Here is a 17277-nt window from a genome sequence, read left to right on the forward strand (position 1 = left end):
CTGGAGCCTGCTGCCTGAAACTGTTTTGGAATAGGGGCAGAGCTCTCGAGCTTCGCGCGGCAAGTTCGGCTTTTGACCTTGCTTGCCGCTTGAAGCTTAAAGCTCGCAGCTGCTGTGTCTTAGTAGCGGTAAGCGTGCGGCTTGAACGGACCTTCGACGGTCACGCCGATGTAGTCGGCCTGGGTCTTGGTCAGTTGAGTCACAACGCCGCCGAAACCGCGGACCATTTCCAGGGCCACTTCTTCGTCGAGTTTCTTCGGCAGTACTTCAACCGTCAGGCGCTCGGCTTTCTGGGCTGGCGACAGGTCGGCGTACTTCTGGCCGAACAGGAAGATCTGCGCCAGCACCTGGTTGGCGAACGAACCGTCCATGATGCGGCTTGGGTGACCGGTAGCGTTACCCAGGTTAACCAGACGGCCTTCGGCCAGCAGGATCAGGTAGTCATCGTTCTGAGCGTCGAAAGCGCCCGGGCCGGTGCGGTGGATTTTGTGAACCTGTGGCTTCACTTCTTCCCACGCCCAGTTTTTGCGCATGAAAGCGGTGTCGATTTCGTTGTCGAAGTGACCGATGTTGCAGACAACAGCACGCTTCTTCAGGGCTTTGAGCATGTTCGAGTCGCAAACATTGACGTTACCGGTGGTGGTCACGATCAGGTCGATCTTGCCCAGCAGCGCTTTGTCGATGCTTGCTTCGGTGCCGTCGTTGATGCCGTCGATGAACGGCGAAACCAGCTCGTAGCCATCCATGCAGGCTTGCATGGCGCAGATCGGGTCAACTTCGGAGACTTTAACGATCATGCCTTCCTGACGCAGGGACTGAGCGGAGCCCTTGCCCACGTCACCGTAACCGATGACCAGAGCTTGCTTGCCGGATAGCAGGTGGTCGGTACCGCGCTTGATCGCGTCGTTCAGGCTGTGACGGCAGCCGTACTTGTTGTCGTTCTTGGACTTGGTTACCGAGTCGTTGACGTTGATGGCCGGGATTTTCAGCTCGCCCTTGGCCAGCATGTCCAGCAGGCGGTGAACGCCGGTGGTGGTTTCTTCGGTCACGCCGTGGACGCGGTCCAGAACCTGTGGGTACTTGTCGTGCAGCAGTTGAGTCAGGTCGCCGCCGTCGTCGAGGATCATGTTGGCATCCCAAGGCGCGCCATCTTTGAGGATGGTTTGCTCCAGGCACCACTCGTACTCTTCTTCAGTCTCGCCTTTCCAGGCGAAAACCGGGATACCGGCAGCAGCGATAGCGGCAGCGGCCTGGTCTTGAGTCGAGAAAATGTTGCAGGACGACCAACGTACTTCGGCACCCAGGGCAACCAGAGTTTCGATCAGCACGGCAGTCTGAATGGTCATGTGGATGCAGCCGAGGATTTTCGCGCCTTTGAGTGGCTGCTCACCGACGTATTTACGGCGCAGACCCATCAGGGCAGGCATTTCGGATTCGGCGATGATGGTTTCGCGACGGCCCCAGGCAGCCAGGGACATGTCGGCCACTTTGTAATCGTTAAAATCTGCAGGCGTGATAACAGCGCTCATGATGAGCCTCCATTCGTAATGTATGCGAATGGGCGCCGTTGTGCGTTTAGTGTCTGGTCGATAACGACCAAGCAACGCCCCATCCGAGCCTGACAGGTCGAACCTGCTGCAGCGCCCCTCGGACAGGTGGCGGGAAAACGGCAGTAGCCGTTCTAAATCGGTGGCGATTATAGCTTTCTTTGTCCGGCTAGTGGCAAGTGACAAGCTACAAGCGGCAAGTAACAGCGAATCTGCTTTTACTTGCAGCTTGTCGCTTAAAACTTGAAGCTGGGGGCAGAACCCTAGCGCTCAAACGCCTCGAACCCGGAGCCCCCTATGAATTTCCACACCCGCAAATGGGTTAAACCTGAAGACCTCAACCCCAACGGCACGCTGTTTGGCGGCAGCCTGTTGCGCTGGATCGACGAAGAAGCGGCGATCTATGCCATCGTTCAGCTGGGCAACCAGCGCGTCGTCACCAAGTACATTTCCGAAATCAATTTTGTCAGCGCCTCTCGCCAGGGCGACATCATCGAGCTGGGCATTACCGCCACCGAGTTCGGTCGCACCTCCATCACGCTGACCTGCGAAGTGCGCAACAAAATCACTCGCAAAAGCATCCTGACAGTAGAGAGGATGGTGTTCGTCAATCTGGGCGAAGACGGCTTGCCTGCACCGCACGGGCGTACCGAGATCAAGTACGTCAAAGATCAGTTTCAGGATGATGTGGCGAGCGAGTAATGCGAGCCCTGTAGGAGCCGAGCTTGCTCGCGATCGATTCACGTCGGTTTCGGCGGTGATGCGAATGACGCCATCGCGAGCAAGCTCGGCTCCTGCGGAAATGGCTTCGTTTATTCGAACACTGAACAGCGCCGAATCGCGCGTGTCGTACCTACATGACACGCCACCGGTTCAGGAACGCTATGGACACCCCAAAAGACGGCAAGACCCCGAACCTCTCGGCTGAAGAACAGCACGACGTCGACAAAAACCAGCCGCCCCGTGCGGCGGTACTGCACGAAATCATTCGGACACAGGGTGACCAGGAACTCGAGCGCAGCATCGCTGCGTTGTGGTGGTCGGCGCTGGCCGCCGGCCTGACCATGGGCCTGTCGCTGATGGCCATGGGATTGCTCAACTCGCGGCTGCCGGACGGCGAGCACTTCAAGGTGATCGCCAGTTTTGGCTACTGCGCCGGTTTTCTTGCGGTGATCCTCGCCCGCCAGCAGTTATTCACCGAAAACACCCTGACCGCCGTGTTGCCGGTCATGACCCAACCCACACTGAACAACTTCGGCCGATTACTGCGCCTGTGGACGGTAGTGCTGGGAGGCAACCTGTGCGGCACGTTGCTGGTGGCCTACGTGATGCTGAACCTGCCGATTTTCGACAGCAAAACCGACCTGGCCTTCCTCGAAATCGGCCGCAAAGTCATGGAAAACCACGCCAGCCAGATGTTCGCCAAGGGCATCGTTTCGGGCTGGATGATCGCCACCATGGTCTGGATGATTCCGTCCATGGAGAGCGCGAAAATGTGGATCATCATCCTCATCACCTACCTTATGGCGCTGGGTGACTTCACTCACATCGTGGTCGGTTCGGCCGAGGTGTCGTACCTGGTGTTTGCCGGCGAGTTGCCGTGGAAGGATTTCTGGCTGGTGTTCGCCGGGCCGACGCTGGCGGGGAATATCATCGGCGGCAGCTGCATCTTTGCGCTGATCAGTCATGCGCAGATTCGCAGCGAGAGTGGGCCGCCAAAGAAGGGTGCCGATCAGGCGCCGGATTCACGCGGACGCGAAGAGAAGTAAAGACAGGTGTACCGCGTCAACTTCATCGCGAGCAGGCTCACTTCTAAAGGGAAGGACGCGGTCCCTGTAGGCGTGAGCCTGCTCGCGATAGCCGTGTGCGAAACGATGCAGCTATTCAGCCGGACACATTCACCGCAGCCGCACTCCGACGCTGCAGGTAAATAAAGAACAACGCCGTCAGCACCGTCAAACCGCTGACCAGCGCGCCGGTCCACGGCAAGTCCGCCAGGTCGGCGCCACTGGCAACTACCAGCCCACCAATCCACGCGCCCGCTGCATTACCGAGGTTGAACGCGCTCTGATTCAGCGTCGAGCCGAGGTTGGGCGCTTCGTGTGCCTGATCGATGATCAGCAGCTGCAGAATCGGGCACAGGGCGAACGCAAAAATGCCCCACAGCACCAGCGTGATCGCCGCAGGAATCACCGAATGGCTGGTCTGCGTGAATGCCGCCAGCACCACCAGCACAGCGAGCGCCATGCCCACCAGCGAAGGCAGTAAGCGACTGTCCGCCAGTCGACCGCCGAGCATGCTGCCAGCGGTCAGGCCGACGCCAAACAACAGCAACATGATGGTCACGCCATGCGGGCTGACGCCCGTGATGTCTTGCAGGATTGGCGCGATGTAAGTGAACACGCTGAACAGACTGGTCGACGCCAGCACGCTCATGCCCAGCGCCAGCAACACATTGACCTTGCCCAGCACCTTGAACTCGCTGGCCAGATTGGCCTTGTCCATGGCGATGTGTTTCGGCAGCCAGAGCCATTGTGCGATGGCGGCAATCACACCAATCACCGAGACCGCCCAGAAGGTCGAGCGCCAGCCGGCGTACTGCCCAAGCGCGGTGCCCAAGGGCACGCCCAGCACATTGGCCAGCGTCAGGCCGGTGAACATCATCGCAATGGCTTGCGCCCGTTTGTTCGGTGCGACCAGACCGGCCGCGACCACCGAACCGATGCCGAAGAACGCACCGTGGCACAACGCAGTGACCACGCGAGCCGCCATCAAGGTGGCGTAGTTCGGCGCCAGGGCACACAGGACGTTGCCGAGGATGAACATCAGCGTCATCCCCAGCAATGTTGCCTTGCGCGGCATGTTGGCCGTGCCGACCGCAAGGATCGGCGCGCCGAACACTACGCCCAGGGCGTAGCCGGTGATCAGCAGGCCGGCGTGTGGAATGCTGACGGCGAGGTCGCGAGCGACGTCGGGCAGCAGGCCCATGATGACGAATTCAGTGGTGCCGATGCCGAATGCGGCAACAGCGAGGGCAAGCAAGGCGAGTGGCATGCGCAAGGTCTCTGTCGGTAGTCTTGACGCTTTGATCAGGCATACGCATGCCGATGACCGTTCTCGGTGAGAGCGGGCATGGGCAGAAATTTTTGGAATTAGTCTGTGCGCAACTGAGTGCGGCGTGGTCGCTTGCAGTATAAACAGCTGCTGACATATCGCGAATCAATTATCCGGGCGCGTCCCGCCGGAAATAAAAACAAATGAAGGAGTAGGCCGTGCTTGCAACAGCACTGGTGTTAGTCGCGGCACTGTTGCATGCGGCGTGGAATACCCTGATCAAATTCAGTGCCGAACGTTTGTTGGTGGTGGCCTGCATGGACAGCGTGGCAATGTTGTTTGTCGCCGTGATGCTGCCGTTTGTGAACGTGCCGCCCATCGACATCTGGCCGTGGATTCTAGCCTCGGCGGCGTTCGAATTGCTGTATCGCTATCTGCTGATTCAGGCCTATCGGGTCGGTGATCTGGGGCTGGTCTATCCTTTGATGCGCGGGCTGTCGCCGTTGGTGGTGCTGGCCTTGACACTGATCTTTGCCGGGGAAGTGCTGACGAATCAGCAGATCTTCGGAATCCTGCTGATCCCGTTCGGCATGCTGTGCCTGCTGTGGCAGGGCGGTGGCGGCGCACGTTTGCCGTGGTCGATGCTGCCGGTGGTGGCGCTGATCGGTCTGTGCATCGGCTGCTACACGTTCATTGACGGCCAGGCGTTGCGGCGCTGGTCACACCCGCTGGATTACCTGGTCTGGGTCACGTTGCTGAGTGCCTGGCCATTTCCGTTGCTGGCGCTGGTGCGCAAGCGGCCGGCGTTCATGCTGTTCTGGCGGGAGCAATGGCGGCTGGGGCTGGCGGTCGGGTTTTGCGTGTTGTTCAGTTACGCTTTGGTGTTGTGGGCCATGCAGCTGGGCTCGATTGCCGAAGCGGCGGCGTTGCGTGAGATCAGCGTAATACTGGTGGTGCTGTTCGGCATGCGCTACCTGAAAGAACCTTTCGGCCGGCCACGGCTCTTAGCCTGTGGGCTGGTGCTGATCGGCATCCTGGTGATGAAGTTTTAACCGAAACCCGAATTTCCAAACTGAAGAAAGGACTGCTTTATGACGGTTGCGCTGTGGTGCATTTTGATCGCGATTTTCCTGCCTTATGTCTGCACGGCGATTGCCAAGGCCGGTGGTCGGTATGGGCTGAGAGATAACCATGATCCCCGGGACTTTCTCGAGTCACTCAATGGTTTGGCTCGACGCGCGCATGCTGCGCAACTGAACAGTTTTGAAGTGACCCCGGCGTTCGCGGCAGCGGTGATCGTGGCGCACCTGGCTGGCAATGCCGAGCTGGTGACGATCAATGTGCTGTCGGTGTTGTTCATCACCAGCCGGTTGCTGTACATCATTTGCTACCTGGCGGACTGGGCGGTATTGCGGTCGTTGGTGTGGTTTGTGGGGATGGGGTTGATTGTGAGTTTCTTTGTGGTGTCTGTTTAAAAGTCGGTGATTTTGCTGGCCTCATCGCGAGCAGGCTCACGCCTACAAGGTTTGTGATCACTGAAGATCAATTGTAGGAGTGAGCCTGCTCGCGATAGCTATCTAATTGCCCATGCACATCTCAGGGTTTGGTGTTCGCCGCATCAGCTACCTGAGGCACCTGTGGCAACGCCGCACCTTTAGGCCACAACATCCAGATCTGCCCCTGCTGCTTCATGTCCCCGGCCAATTGCCCGGCCGCCTCGCCTGTGCCCCAGAACAGATCCGCACGTACTTCGCCGGCAATCGCGCCGCCGGTATCCTGAGCCGCCACCGGGCGAACCAGTGCAGTGCCATCCGGTTTGGTGGTGGATAACCACAACAGACTGCCCAGCGGAATGACCTTGCGGTCCACCGCCGCGCTAAAGCCGGCAGTGAGCGGCACATTCAACGAGCCGCGCGGTCCTTCGTTACTGTCCGGGTTGCGGGTGAAAAACACATAGCTGGGGTTGCTGCCGAGCAGTTCGGGAATGCGCGTCGGGTTGGCCTTGGCCCAATGGCTGATCGCGCCCATGGTCACGTCTTCTTTCTTCAGCTCGCCTTGCTCCACCAGCCAGCGGCCGATGGGACGGTACGGATGGCCGTTCTGGTCGGCGTAAGCGATGCGCAGCTGGCGACCGTCATCGAGCTGAATACGCCCCGAGCCCTGGATTTGCAGGAATTGCAGGTTCATCGGATCGGTCAGCCAGGCCACCACCGGGGCCTTGACCCCTTTGCTCTCAATAGTTGCCGCATCGTCATAAGGCTTGAGCACTCGCCCTTCCAGTCGACCGCGCAGGCGCTTGCCCTTGAGTTCCGGGTAGAGGCTGTCCAACGAGACAATGATCATGTCTTCGGGTACGCCATACACCGGGATATTTGCTGCTGCGGTTTGGGTCAAGCTGCCGGGGTAGACCGGTTCGTAGTAGCCGGTGATCAAGCCGTTGGGGTTGTCATTGGCGGCACGCAGGCCATAGACGTCCAGATTCTGTTTGAGGAAATCGCGAATATCGGTGGCGGTTTGCGGCACGTTGGCGGAGGCGGTGCAGGTTGCACCCCAGACCGGGTCGGCCTTGAGCCGGGTGCACGCGCTGCGCCACGAACCGAAGCCGGCGACCAGATCGCTGTCGGACACCGCCGGCAGCGCTTCCCAGGTGGCACTGGAATAGGTAGCGAGTGCATGGGTTTTTGGCTTGTTGTTATCGCCGCCGGTGCAGCCAGCGAGGACGGCCACCATTGGAAGAGTCCACGCGAGGTGGTGACGCCATGCCTTGAAACGGCTGTTCATGGAGTAATTCCTTTGCCGGTTGCCTGAGTGCTCCATGCGCTCAAACAACCCGTATTGATAATAGGGCTATTGGTCTTTGTCGATGACGCGAGGATACTGGCGGCCGTTCCCGTGACCTGAAGCCACCATGACTCTTAAAAGACTTTCTGTTGTATTGCTGGCCTGCCTGACGTTGTCCGCTTGCGGCGGTGTCGATCCGAATTCGCCGCTGGGTCAGCGCAAGGCGATTTTCAAGCAGATGCTCAAGACCGGCGAAGACCTGGGCGGCATGTTGCGTGGCCGCATTCCGTTTGATGGTCAGAAATTCGCCGACGGCGCCGTGAAACTTGATGCGCTGTCCCATGAGCCGTGGAAACATTTTCCACAGGTGCGCGAAGAAGATCACACCAGCGCCAAGGACAACGTCTGGCAACAGCAGGCTCGTTTTCAGGAAATGTCCCGCAACCTTGAAGCCGCCACCGGTGAATTGGTGATCGCCAGCCAGGTTCAACCTTACAAGGCCAGCAACCTGGGGCCGGCGGTGCAGAAAGTCGAAGATGCCTGCAGTGCTTGCCATAAACAGTTTCGGGATCATTGATTCTCGCTGGCTAATTGATCGATCCCCACGCTCTGCGTGGGAACGATCACTACCGAGCTACTTATCCAGTTCGTCGAGTGCGTCCTGCAATTCCTTGCGGGACTCGGCGAGTTTGTCTTTGCGTTTGTTGATCTTGTCGGGGTCGCCTTTTTTCATGGCGCTGTCGAGGTCGGCCTGACGTTTGCTGACTTCATGCTTGGCGTCGAGGACTTTGTTTTCCCGTTCTTTCTTCAGCGAGGCGTCGGTGCAATGCGCCGTGACTTCGCTCAAGGCGGTTTCCAGGCCAGCTTGCTGATCGGCGTTGCCGTGTGACTTGGCCAGTTCGATCTGGTTGATGATGCCCTGTTTCTTGGCTGCGCAGCCGGTCAGTTCCGGCGCTTCTTCGGCCGCCATCAGTGGAGCGGCCAGCACGCTGCAGAGGGTCAACAGGGCTAGCGGTGAAAGAAATTTCATAAAAGCTCCATGCGCAAAGGCAAGCGGGTCGGTGTGGCAATGGGCGTTGGAGCGCATCGGCCCCTGGGGGTTCCCGGCTGCCGTGGATTGTAGGTCTCTAGAAACCGTCAATCCCGGCAACCCTTAATGTTTCACTCAAGGCCAGGACCTGCGGGTCGCGGAAAAACGCGCTCAATTGCGCCGCACGTCCCGGGCCGATACCGGCTTCAGCCTGCCATCGTTCGGTGTTTCGGTTCGCCATTGCCTGCCATGAATCGGCAAGCTGCGCCTGCCCCATCGGTGGTAAACCCAAGGCTTTCAGCCAACGACTGAAGGGACGCTGTCGAGCACTGTTGAAACTGTTCAAAAGACGAGCGCTGCTGCGTTCGCCGAAGCCGTTAATGGTAGCAAGCTCTTGAGCATCGAAGGTCAACCAATCCAGAAGGCTATTCAGACGGCCTGTTTCTAAAAGTTTCTCCCAGGTGCCGGGGCCGACATGGGGCAAAGCCAGCCCCTGCTTGCCGCTGAGCCAGGTTAGTCGTGCGAGGAATTGGCTTTCACACCCCGGCGTCGGCTGCCAGCAACTCAAATGATGGAAGTCGGCTGCCAGCGGGACGTTTACCTCAGCCCGTTCGGTACTGCGCAGTACAACGCTGTCGAGTCTGGGAATGGTCAGTCCGGCCAGGCTGATGGACACCTGATCGCCGGGGCGGATGTCCAGTTTCTCCCAGCGCTGCAAGGAGCTGACGCTCACGCGTTTGATCTGTCGGTCATCGAGCGTCACCGGTTTCAGGTTCAGTACCGGTGTGATTCGTCCGGTGCGCCCAACCTTGAAGTCGACTGTTCGCACCTCGGCCAGTACCTGCGCGAAAGGGTATTTCCAGGCGACGGCCCAAAAGGGTGATTTCGCCTGCCAGCGTTCGGCCGAGGGGCGCAGGCTTTGGCGCAGGACGACACCGTCGCTGGCAAACGGCAGCGGCGAGCGATACCAGTGATCGCGCCAGCGTTGCGCATCAGCCATTGTCCTGACCGGTTGGCTATAGGGCAAAGTGCCTGGGAACCCCAACCCATCCAGAGCCGCTATTCGTTCAGGCAAATGGGTCGGACCTTGTGGCCAGTCCCAGACAAACAATCCGATACCGGCGGCTTGTTCAGGCGCGAGTACCTTGCGTGCCATCAGACCGGCTACGGTGGAGCGGGCATTTTGGCTGCCGGCCTTGACTTGTATGTGGTCGGTCAGCTGCCAATAGAGTTCGCCTTGCACCAGTATGTCCACGGGTTGTGCGAGTTGCCGGGGGATACCGGGGATCAGGCGAGCCGAGGCCGTCCAGTCCTGGCCATTGATGCCATCGCCACGGCTGATCGCCTGATGCAGCAAGCCGTTGCGATAGGTCAGTGTCACGGCCACGCCATCGACTTTGGGTTGTACCCAGATGTCTTCGCGACCGCGCAGCCAGTTTTCCACAGTCTGGCCATCGCGGAGTTTGTCGAGGCCGGTGTGGGCGATGGGGTGGGCGATCTTGCCAGCGGCAGTGCGCAAGGGTTCGGGTGCGAGACCCAAGTCAAAGCACTCACGCCATTCAATCAATTGTGCGCGGGACTGATCGTAGATTTCATCGGCGACCAGCGAGCGTCCTCCCCGGTGGTAGTGGTCGTCCCAGAAATCGATTTGTTTTTGCAGGGCGGTGATTTCGTCCAGGGCGCGTGCGGGTGGCCAGTCGGGGCAGTCGGCAGCGTTTGAGCTCAGGCAAAACACGGTCAGGAAGACAGCGGGCATCAGGCGTAGAAGCATCGTGAGCATCCTTGCTCAAGTGGGATGCTGGAAGGCTAGTCAATATTTTCGGGCGGGAAGGGTGGGTGTTTTGCCTGGTGTTTCAGGGGTGACCGGGCGGGCCTGCTCGCGATGGCAGCGACTCGGTGCAAAGCGAAAGACAATAAAAAGCCCCGCACGGCGAACCGTGCAGGGCTTTGGGTACCGCCGGGGAAGTCTTACAGACCGGCAGCCGAACGCAGGTCGTCGGCGCGGTCGGTTTTTTCCCAGGTGAACGTGGTGAAGGTGTCTTCGCCCACGGTCTTGCTCGCCGGGGTGCGACCGAAGTGGCCGTACGCAGCGGTTTCCTGGTACATCGGGTGCAGCAGGTCGAGCATGGTGGTGATTGCGTATGGACGCAGGTCGAACACTTCGCGAACCAGTTTGACGATTTTGTCGTCGCTGATTTTGCCGGTGCCGAAGGTGTTCAACGAGATCGACGTAGGCTGGGCAACACCAATCGCGTAGGAAACCTGAATCTCGCAGCGCTCGGCCAGGCCGGCAGCCACGATGTTCTTGGCCACATAACGACCGGCGTAGGCGGCCGAACGGTCAACCTTCGATGGGTCTTTACCGGAGAACGCGCCGCCACCATGGCGAGCCATGCCGCCGTAGCTGTCGACGATGATCTTGCGACCGGTCAGGCCGCAGTCGCCAACCGGGCCACCGATGATGAACTGGCCAGTCGGGTTGATGTGGAACTGGGTGTCTTTGGTCAGCAGTTCGGCAGGCAGTACGTGCTTGACGATCAGCTCCATCACGCCTTCGCGCAGGTCTTTGTACGACACTTCAGGGTTGTGCTGGGTCGACAGAACAACGGCGTCGATACCGACAACCTTGCCGCCTTCGTAACGGCAAGTCACTTGCGACTTGGCGTCCGGGCGCAGCCAAGGCAGCAGGCCGGATTTACGGGCTTCGGCTTGGCGTTGAACGAGCTGGTGCGAGAAGGTGATCGGTGCTGGCATCAGCACGTCGGTTTCGTTGCTCGCGTAGCCGAACATCAGGCCCTGGTCGCCGGCACCCTGATCTTCAGGCTTGGCACGGTCAACACCCTGGTTGATGTCTGGGGACTGCTTGCCGATGATGTTCATCACACCGCAAGTGGCGCCGTCGAAGCCGACATCGGAGCTGTTGTAGCCGATGTCCAGAATGACGTTACGCACGATTTCTTCCAGATCGACCCAGGCCGACGTGGTCACTTCACCGGCGATGATTGCAACGCCGGTCTTTACCAGAGTCTCGCACGCCACACGGGCGAACTTGTCTTCAGCAATGATGGCGTCCAGCACCGCATCGGAAATCTGGTCGGCGATTTTGTCCGGATGTCCTTCAGACACGGACTCGGAGGTGAAGAGGGAGTATTCGCTCATCTCGATGTTTTCCTGAATTTACCGATGGTGAGTGTCGCCAGCCGGTCGCTGAAAATGGCGGACCTGGATCTGGAAACCATTACGTAAGCCTACATAGAGGCTTTCCCCGGGAACGAGTCCCGCAGCGGTGGCCCAACGGGCCAAATCGTCCTGTTCAAACCCCAACCAGAGATCACCGCAGGCCTCCCTGGCCCAACTCTGGTTGTGGCTACATAACTCTGTCACGAGCAGGCTACCGCCCGGTTGCAGCAAGTCGGCCATGTGCTTGAGCGCTTCGGCCGGCGCGGCGAAATGGTGCAATACCATGTTCAGTACAACGCAATCGGCCTGAAGACTGACACCGTTCAATGCATCGGCCAATTGCAGGCTGACGTTAGCCAGCTTTTCACGTTCGCAGACCTGGCGCGCCAGTTCGAGCATCGCCGGGCTGTTGTCCAGCGCAGTGACTTCAGCGAAACGGCGCGCCAGTTCCGGCAGAAATTCGCCGTCACCGGGGCCGACTTCAATGGCCGTGGCGCCTTTGCCGAAACCCAGCTTGTCGAGCAAGGCCACCACGCTTTCGCGGTATTGCGGCAGGCCGGCGATCAAGTCTTGCTGGGCGCGAAATTTCTCCGCAACCCGTGAGAAAAAGTCCTGGCTGGCCGCCGCTCGTTGCCCGTGCACCTGACCAATCCGCGACTGCACATCAGTCGGCAGGGTCAGGTTGTCCACTTCTTCCAGCAGGGCGGCGTGCAGCTTGCCGCCCAGCAGATCGGTGTGGGGCAGCGCACGACGGTAGAAAATCGCGTTGCCTTCACGGCGGGTCGCCACCAGGTCGGCCTGGGCCAAGACCTTGAGGTGATGACTCATGCCGGATTGGCCGATGCCGAAGATCTGCGCCAGTTCCAGCACACCGAACGAATCGTTGGCCAGGGCGCGCAATACATTCAGACGCAGAGGGTCGCCGCCGGCCTTGCAGAGGGCCGCCAGCTCGTCGCAATCGTCATGTTGAATGGAAGGCACGCGTAAATTCATAAGGCCAGCAGTCTAGTGACGGGTCGAAATCACTGCAAGAGCAATATCAAAAAGTTTTGATATTGCTCGATAGATGGCACTTCTCGACGTTAGGTTCTGTCAACAAACGGACAGCGGAAAGGTTTCACCCGTCGAAACCGCCGTTATCACATGGAAAAACGCCTCCAGATGACTATCTGTCATTGCCCCGAGGCGGCCCGGTGAGGGAAAATGCTCGCCTTTTTTCCGATTCGTTTTATTCACTCTCGATTCAATATCCGCAGGAGAACAGCGATGCCCAGCCGTCGTGAGCGTGCCAACGCCATTCGTGCCCTCAGCATGGATGCCGTGCAAAAAGCCAACAGCGGCCATCCCGGTGCCCCTATGGGTATGGCGGATATCGCCGAAGTACTTTGGCGTGACTACCTGAAGCACAACCCGAGCAATCCATCGTTCGCCGACCGTGACCGCTTCGTGCTGTCCAACGGCCACGGTTCGATGTTGATCTACTCGCTGCTGCACCTGACCGGCTACGACCTGTCGATCGATGACCTGAAAAACTTCCGCCAGCTGCACAGCCGCACCCCGGGTCACCCGGAATTCGGCTACACGCCAGGCGTTGAAACCACCACCGGTCCACTGGGCCAAGGCCTGGCGAACGCCGTCGGTTTTGCCCTGGCAGAAAAAGTCCTGGCGGCGCAGTTCAACCGTCCGGGCCACAACGTTGTCGACCATCACACCTACGTGTTCCTGGGTGATGGTTGCATGATGGAAGGCATTTCCCACGAAGTCGGCTCCCTGGCCGGTACTTTGGGCCTGGGCAAGCTGATCGCTTTCTACGATGACAACGGCATCTCCATCGACGGCGAAGTCGAAGGCTGGTTCACCGACGACACGCCGAAGCGATTCGAAGCCTACAACTGGCAAGTGATCCGCAACGTCGACGGTCATGACCCGGAAGAGATCAAGACCGCGATTGAAACCGCGCGCAAAAGCGATCAGCCAACCCTGATCTGCTGCAAGACCACCATCGGTTTCGGTTCGCCGAACAAGCAAGGCAAAGAAGACTGCCACGGCGCCCCGTTGGGTGACGCGGAAATCGCCCTGACCCGCAAGGCACTGAACTGGAACTACGCACCTTTCGAAATTCCAGCTGACATCTACGCCGAGTGGGACGCCAAGGAAGCCGGTCGCGCGACTGAAGCCGAGTGGGATCAGCGTTTCGCTGCTTACTCCGCTGAATTCCCTGAACTGGCCAACGAACTGGTGCGTCGCCTGAGCGGCGAGCTGCCGGCTGACTTCGCTGAAAACGCCTCGGCTTATATCGCTGAAGTCGCGGCCAAGGGCGAAACCATCGCCAGCCGTAAAGCCAGCCAGAACGCACTGAATGCCTACGGCCCGCTGTTGCCTGAACTGCTGGGCGGCTCCGCTGACCTGGCCGGTTCCAACCTGACCCTGTGGAAAGGTTGCAAAGGTGTTACGGCTGAAGACGCCAGCGGCAACTACATGTACTACGGCGTTCGCGAATTCGGCATGAGCGCGATCATGAACGGCGTGGCGCTGCACGGCGGTCTGGTGCCTTACGGCGCGACCTTCCTGATGTTCATGGAATACGCGCGCAACGCAGTACGCATGGCTTCGCTGATGAAGAAGCGCGTGGTGTTCGTCTACACCCACGACTCCATCGGTCTGGGCGAAGACGGCCCGACTCACCAGCCAATCGAGCAACTGACCAGCCTGCGCAGCACGCCGAACCTCGACACCTGGCGCCCGGCCGACGCCGTTGAATCGGCCGTGTGCTGGAAGCTGGCACTGGAACGCAAGGACGGCCCTTCGGCGCTGATCTTCTCGCGTCAGAACCTGCAGCACCAGGATCGCAACGCCCTGCAAATCGCCGACATCGCCCGTGGCGGTTACGTGTTGAAGGACTGCGACGGCGAGCCTGAGCTGATCCTGATCTCCACCGGTTCCGAAGTCGGCCTGGCGGTTCAGGCTTACGACAAGCTGACCGAACAGGGTCGCAAAGTGCGCGTTGTCTCGATGCCTTGCACCAGCGTGTTCGATGCTCAGGACGCCGACTACAAGCAAGCGGTTCTGCCGTTGCAAGTCAGCGCCCGTATCGCCATCGAAGCCGCTCACGCGGACTACTGGTACAAGTACGTGGGCCTGGAAGGTCGCGTGATCGGCATGACCACCTACGGCGAGTCGGCGCCTGCGCCTGCCTTGTTCGAAGAGTTCGGTTTCACCCTGGAAAACATCCTGGGTCAGGCTGAAGAGCTGCTGGAAGACTGATCCAGATCAGGTGTCGCCTGAGCGACGCCTTCGCGGGCAAGCCCGCTCCCACAGTGTTTTCGGTTGCTCACACATGTTGTGTACACCAACGAACCTGTGGGAGCGGGCTTGCCCGCGAAAGCGGTGGTTCGGGCAACACCACGCTAACGGTTTCACCACGGTAATCGAGAACCCCATGCCTCAACCGCGTCCTTACAAAGTTGCACTCAACGGCTACGGCCGGATTGGTCGTTGCGTCTTGCGTGCGTTGTTTGAGCGAGGCGAAAAGGCCGGGTTTGAAATTGTCGCGATCAACGATCTGGCTGACATGGCCAGCATCGAATACCTGACACGCTTCGACTCCACTCACGGGCGTTTTCCCGGCGAAGTGCGGGTTGAGGGCGATTGTCTGCATATTAATGGCGACTGCGTGAAGGTCCTGCGCAGTGCTACCCCCGAAGGCATCGATTGGGCGTCGTTGGACGTCGATCTGGTGCTGGAGTGCTCCGGCGCTTATCACACCCGTGAAGACGGCCAGCGGTTCCTCGACGCCGGCGCGCCGCGCGTGCTGTTTTCCCAGCCGATGGCCAGCGAGGCGGATGTCGACGCCACCATTGTCTACGGCGTGAACCAGGATTGCCTGACCGGCGACGAACTGCTGGTGTCCAACGCGTCCTGCACCACCAACTGCGGCGTGCCGCTGTTGCGTCTGCTGGATCAGGCCATCGGCCTGGAATACGTGTCGATCACCACCATTCACTCGGCGATGAACGATCAGCCGGTGATTGACGCCTACCATCACGAAGACCTGCGCCGTACCCGTTCGGCGTTCCAGTCGGTGATCCCGGTGTCCACCGGTCTGGCGCGCGGCATCGAACGCCTGCTGCCGGAACTTGCCGGGCGAATTCAGGCCAAAGCCGTACGAGTGCCGACGGTTAACGTGTCTTGCCTCGACATTACGATGCAGACCGTCAGCGACACCGACGCCACCGAGGTCAACCGGATTCTGCGCGAGGCCGCCACCAGTGGCCCGCTCAAAGGCTTGCTGGCCTATACCGAGTTGCCTCACGCCAGTTGTGATTTTAACCATGACCCACATTCGGCGATCGTCGATGCCAGTCAGACTCGAGTTTCCGGCCCGCGGCTGGTGAACATCCTGGCCTGGTTCGACAACGAATGGGGGTTTGCCAACCGAATGCTGGACGTTGCAGAACACTATCTGCAAACAGCTACTCCAACAGCTTCTCCAAAACAGTAACTCAGGAATTGCGACCCATGACCGTGTTGAAGATGTCCGACCTCGATCTGCAAGGTAAGCGCGTACTGATCCGCGAAGACCTCAACGTCCCAGTCAAGGACGGTGTTGTCACCAGCGATGCGCGAATCCTGGCCTCGCTGCCGACCATCAAGCTGGCCCTGGAGAAAGGCGCGGCCGTGATGGTCTGCTCGCACCTTGGCCGTCCGACCGAAGGCGAATTCTCGGCCGAGAACAGTCTCAAGCCAGTCGCTGACTACCTGAGCAAGGCCCTGGGCCGCGAAGTGCCGCTGGTCGCTGATTATCTGGGCGGCGTCGACGTGAAAGCCGGCGACATCGTGCTGTTCGAAAACGTGCGCTTCAACAAAGGCGAGAAAAAGAACGCTGACGAACTGGCCCAGCAATACGCGGCCCTGTGCGACGTGTTCGTGATGGACGCCTTCGGCACCGCGCACCGTGCCGAGGGTTCGACCCACGGCGTGGCCAAGTTCGCCAAAGTCGCTGCCGCTGGCCCGTTGCTGGCCGCCGAGCTGGACGCACTGGGCAAAGCCCTCGGCGCCCCGGCCCAGCCAATGGCTGCCATCGTTGCCGGCTCCAAGGTCTCGACCAAACTCGACGTGTTGAACAGCCTGAGCCAGATCTGCAACCAGTTGATCGTTGGCGGCGGCATTGCCAACACCTTCCTGGCCGCTGCCGGTCACCCGGTCGGCAAGTCTCTGTATGAACCGGACCTGCTGGACACCGCTCGCGAAATCGCTGCCAAAGTCAGCGTGCCATTGCCGGTGGACGTTGTGGTTGCCAAGGAATTCGCTGAAAGCGCGACCGCTACCGTCAAGCTGATCGCTGATGTGGCTGCCGACGACATGATCCTGGACATCGGCCCGCAGACCGCAGCGAATTTCGCCGAGCTGCTGAAGTCGTCCAAGACCATTCTGTGGAACGGCCCGGTTGGCGTGTTTGAATTCGACCAGTTCGGCAACGGCACCAAAGTGCTGGCCCAGGCCATCGCCGAAAGCTCGGCGTTCTCCATCGCTGGCGGCGGCGACACCCTGGCGGCCATTGATAAATATGGCGTTGCGGATCAGATCTCCTACATTTCTACCGGCGGCGGCGCTTTCCTCGAGTTCGTCGAAGGCAAAGTGCTGCCAGCCGTTGAAGTCCTGGAAAGCCGGGCGAAGGCCTGAGGC

At 59.7% G+C, this 17277-nt stretch carries 15 protein-coding genes and 1 riboswitch; of the genes, 8 read left to right on the top strand and 7 right to left on the bottom strand.

The window, feature by feature from the left end; translation table 11 throughout:
- Positions 1-119: 119 nt before the first annotated feature.
- Positions 120-1529: an adenosylhomocysteinase gene (ahcY, locus tag D882_RS0129770; RefSeq protein ID WP_027926602.1), complete on the bottom strand. Its 1410-nt coding sequence runs from the start codon at positions 1527-1529 to the stop codon at positions 120-122.
- Between the two features lie 23 nt (positions 1530-1552).
- Positions 1553-1655, bottom strand: a riboswitch (S-adenosyl-L-homocysteine riboswitch).
- 189 nt (positions 1656-1844) lie between these two features.
- Here ahcY and D882_RS0129775 point away from each other — a divergent pair.
- Both D882_RS0129775 and D882_RS0129780 read left to right on the top strand, forming a co-directional pair.
- Positions 1845-2249 carry an acyl-CoA thioesterase gene (locus D882_RS0129775; protein ID WP_027926603.1) on the top strand — a complete coding sequence of 135 codons (405 nt, stop codon included), beginning with the start codon at positions 1845-1847 and terminating at the stop codon, positions 2247-2249.
- Between the two features lie 182 nt (positions 2250-2431).
- On the top strand, positions 2432-3316 hold the full coding sequence (locus D882_RS0129780) for a formate/nitrite transporter family protein (protein ID WP_027926604.1): 885 nt from the start codon (positions 2432-2434) through the stop codon (positions 3314-3316).
- 115 nt (positions 3317-3431) lie between these two features.
- Here D882_RS0129780 and D882_RS0129785 read toward each other — a convergent pair whose 3' ends face one another.
- The gene (locus D882_RS0129785) at positions 3432-4601 is read right to left on the bottom strand and encodes an MFS transporter (RefSeq protein WP_027926605.1); all 1170 of its coding nucleotides are present in this window, start codon (positions 4599-4601) and stop codon (positions 3432-3434) included.
- Positions 4602-4819: 218 nt separating this feature from the next.
- Between D882_RS0129785 and D882_RS0129790 the strand changes: the two genes are divergently transcribed.
- The gene (locus tag D882_RS0129790; RefSeq protein WP_027926606.1) at positions 4820-5653 is read left to right on the top strand and encodes an EamA family transporter; all 834 of its coding nucleotides are present in this window, start codon (positions 4820-4822) and stop codon (positions 5651-5653) included.
- 39 nt (positions 5654-5692) lie between these two features.
- Positions 5693-6076, top strand: a complete 384-nt coding sequence (locus tag D882_RS0129795) for an MAPEG family protein (protein WP_027926607.1) — start codon at positions 5693-5695, stop codon at positions 6074-6076.
- Between the two features lie 121 nt (positions 6077-6197).
- Here D882_RS0129795 and D882_RS0129800 read toward each other — a convergent pair whose 3' ends face one another.
- Positions 6198-7382 carry a murein transglycosylase A gene (locus D882_RS0129800; RefSeq protein ID WP_027926608.1) on the bottom strand — a complete coding sequence of 395 codons (1185 nt, stop codon included), beginning with the start codon at positions 7380-7382 and terminating at the stop codon, positions 6198-6200.
- A gap of 127 nt (positions 7383-7509) precedes the next feature.
- Here D882_RS0129800 and D882_RS0129805 point away from each other — a divergent pair, with 127 nt between their 5' ends.
- Positions 7510-7959, top strand: a complete 450-nt coding sequence (locus D882_RS0129805) for a cytochrome c (protein ID WP_027926609.1) — start codon at positions 7510-7512, stop codon at positions 7957-7959.
- Between the two features lie 57 nt (positions 7960-8016).
- On the opposite strand, the gene D882_RS0129810 is transcribed toward D882_RS0129805, so the two are convergent.
- The 4 genes from D882_RS0129810 to D882_RS0129825 form a co-directional block, all read right to left on the bottom strand.
- A complete protein-coding gene (locus D882_RS0129810; RefSeq protein ID WP_027926610.1) occupies positions 8017-8412 on the bottom strand; it encodes a DUF1090 domain-containing protein in 396 nt (131 codons plus the stop codon).
- A 97-nt stretch (positions 8413-8509) separates the two neighbouring features.
- Positions 8510-10183 (bottom strand): NAD-dependent DNA ligase LigB, encoded by a 1674-nt coding sequence (ligB, locus tag D882_RS0129815; protein WP_027926611.1) that lies wholly within the window; start codon positions 10181-10183, stop codon positions 8510-8512.
- Positions 10184-10380: 197 nt separating this feature from the next.
- Positions 10381-11571: a methionine adenosyltransferase gene (gene metK, locus D882_RS0129820; RefSeq protein WP_027926612.1), complete on the bottom strand. Its 1191-nt coding sequence runs from the start codon at positions 11569-11571 to the stop codon at positions 10381-10383.
- 18 nt (positions 11572-11589) lie between these two features.
- Positions 11590-12585 (bottom strand): metalloregulator ArsR/SmtB family transcription factor, encoded by a 996-nt coding sequence (locus tag D882_RS0129825; protein ID WP_027926613.1) that lies wholly within the window; start codon positions 12583-12585, stop codon positions 11590-11592.
- Positions 12586-12858: 273 nt separating this feature from the next.
- Here D882_RS0129825 and tkt point away from each other — a divergent pair, with 273 nt between their 5' ends.
- The 3 genes from tkt (at position 12859) to D882_RS0129840 (ending at position 17274) form a co-directional block, all read left to right on the top strand.
- The gene (tkt, locus tag D882_RS0129830) at positions 12859-14856 is read left to right on the top strand and encodes a transketolase (protein ID WP_027926614.1); all 1998 of its coding nucleotides are present in this window, start codon (positions 12859-12861) and stop codon (positions 14854-14856) included.
- 175 nt (positions 14857-15031) lie between these two features.
- Entirely contained in the window at positions 15032-16093 is a 1062-nt protein-coding gene (epd, locus tag D882_RS0129835) for an erythrose-4-phosphate dehydrogenase (protein WP_027926615.1), read from the top strand.
- A gap of 17 nt (positions 16094-16110) precedes the next feature.
- The gene (locus D882_RS0129840) at positions 16111-17274 is read left to right on the top strand and encodes a phosphoglycerate kinase (RefSeq protein WP_027926616.1); all 1164 of its coding nucleotides are present in this window, start codon (positions 16111-16113) and stop codon (positions 17272-17274) included.
- The last annotated feature ends 3 nt before the right edge of the window (positions 17275-17277 follow it).

It is taken from the genome of Pseudomonas sp. URMO17WK12:I12, assembly GCF_000514395.1.
Taxonomy (GTDB): domain Bacteria; phylum Pseudomonadota; class Gammaproteobacteria; order Pseudomonadales; family Pseudomonadaceae; genus Aquipseudomonas; species Aquipseudomonas mucoides.

Coding starts and splice junctions, on each gene's coding strand:
- ahcY (WP_027926602.1), bottom strand. CDS start 1,529: ATGAGCGCTGTTATCACGCCTGCAGATTTTAACGATTACAAAGTGGCC.
- D882_RS0129775 (WP_027926603.1), top strand. CDS start 1,845: ATGAATTTCCACACCCGCAAATGGGTTAAACCTGAAGACCTCAACCCC.
- D882_RS0129780 (WP_027926604.1), top strand. CDS start 2,432: ATGGACACCCCAAAAGACGGCAAGACCCCGAACCTCTCGGCTGAAGAA.
- D882_RS0129785 (WP_027926605.1), bottom strand. CDS start 4,601: ATGCCACTCGCCTTGCTTGCCCTCGCTGTTGCCGCATTCGGCATCGGC.
- D882_RS0129795 (WP_027926607.1), top strand. CDS start 5,693: ATGACGGTTGCGCTGTGGTGCATTTTGATCGCGATTTTCCTGCCTTAT.
- D882_RS0129800 (WP_027926608.1), bottom strand. CDS start 7,382: ATGAACAGCCGTTTCAAGGCATGGCGTCACCACCTCGCGTGGACTCTT.
- D882_RS0129805 (WP_027926609.1), top strand. CDS start 7,510: ATGACTCTTAAAAGACTTTCTGTTGTATTGCTGGCCTGCCTGACGTTG.
- D882_RS0129810 (WP_027926610.1), bottom strand. CDS start 8,412: ATGAAATTTCTTTCACCGCTAGCCCTGTTGACCCTCTGCAGCGTGCTG.
- ligB (WP_027926611.1), bottom strand. CDS start 10,183: ATGCTTCTACGCCTGATGCCCGCTGTCTTCCTGACCGTGTTTTGCCTG.
- metK (WP_027926612.1), bottom strand. CDS start 11,571: ATGAGCGAATACTCCCTCTTCACCTCCGAGTCCGTGTCTGAAGGACAT.
- D882_RS0129825 (WP_027926613.1), bottom strand. CDS start 12,585: ATGAATTTACGCGTGCCTTCCATTCAACATGACGATTGCGACGAGCTG.
- tkt (WP_027926614.1), top strand. CDS start 12,859: ATGCCCAGCCGTCGTGAGCGTGCCAACGCCATTCGTGCCCTCAGCATG.
- epd (WP_027926615.1), top strand. CDS start 15,032: ATGCCTCAACCGCGTCCTTACAAAGTTGCACTCAACGGCTACGGCCGG.
- D882_RS0129840 (WP_027926616.1), top strand. CDS start 16,111: ATGACCGTGTTGAAGATGTCCGACCTCGATCTGCAAGGTAAGCGCGTA.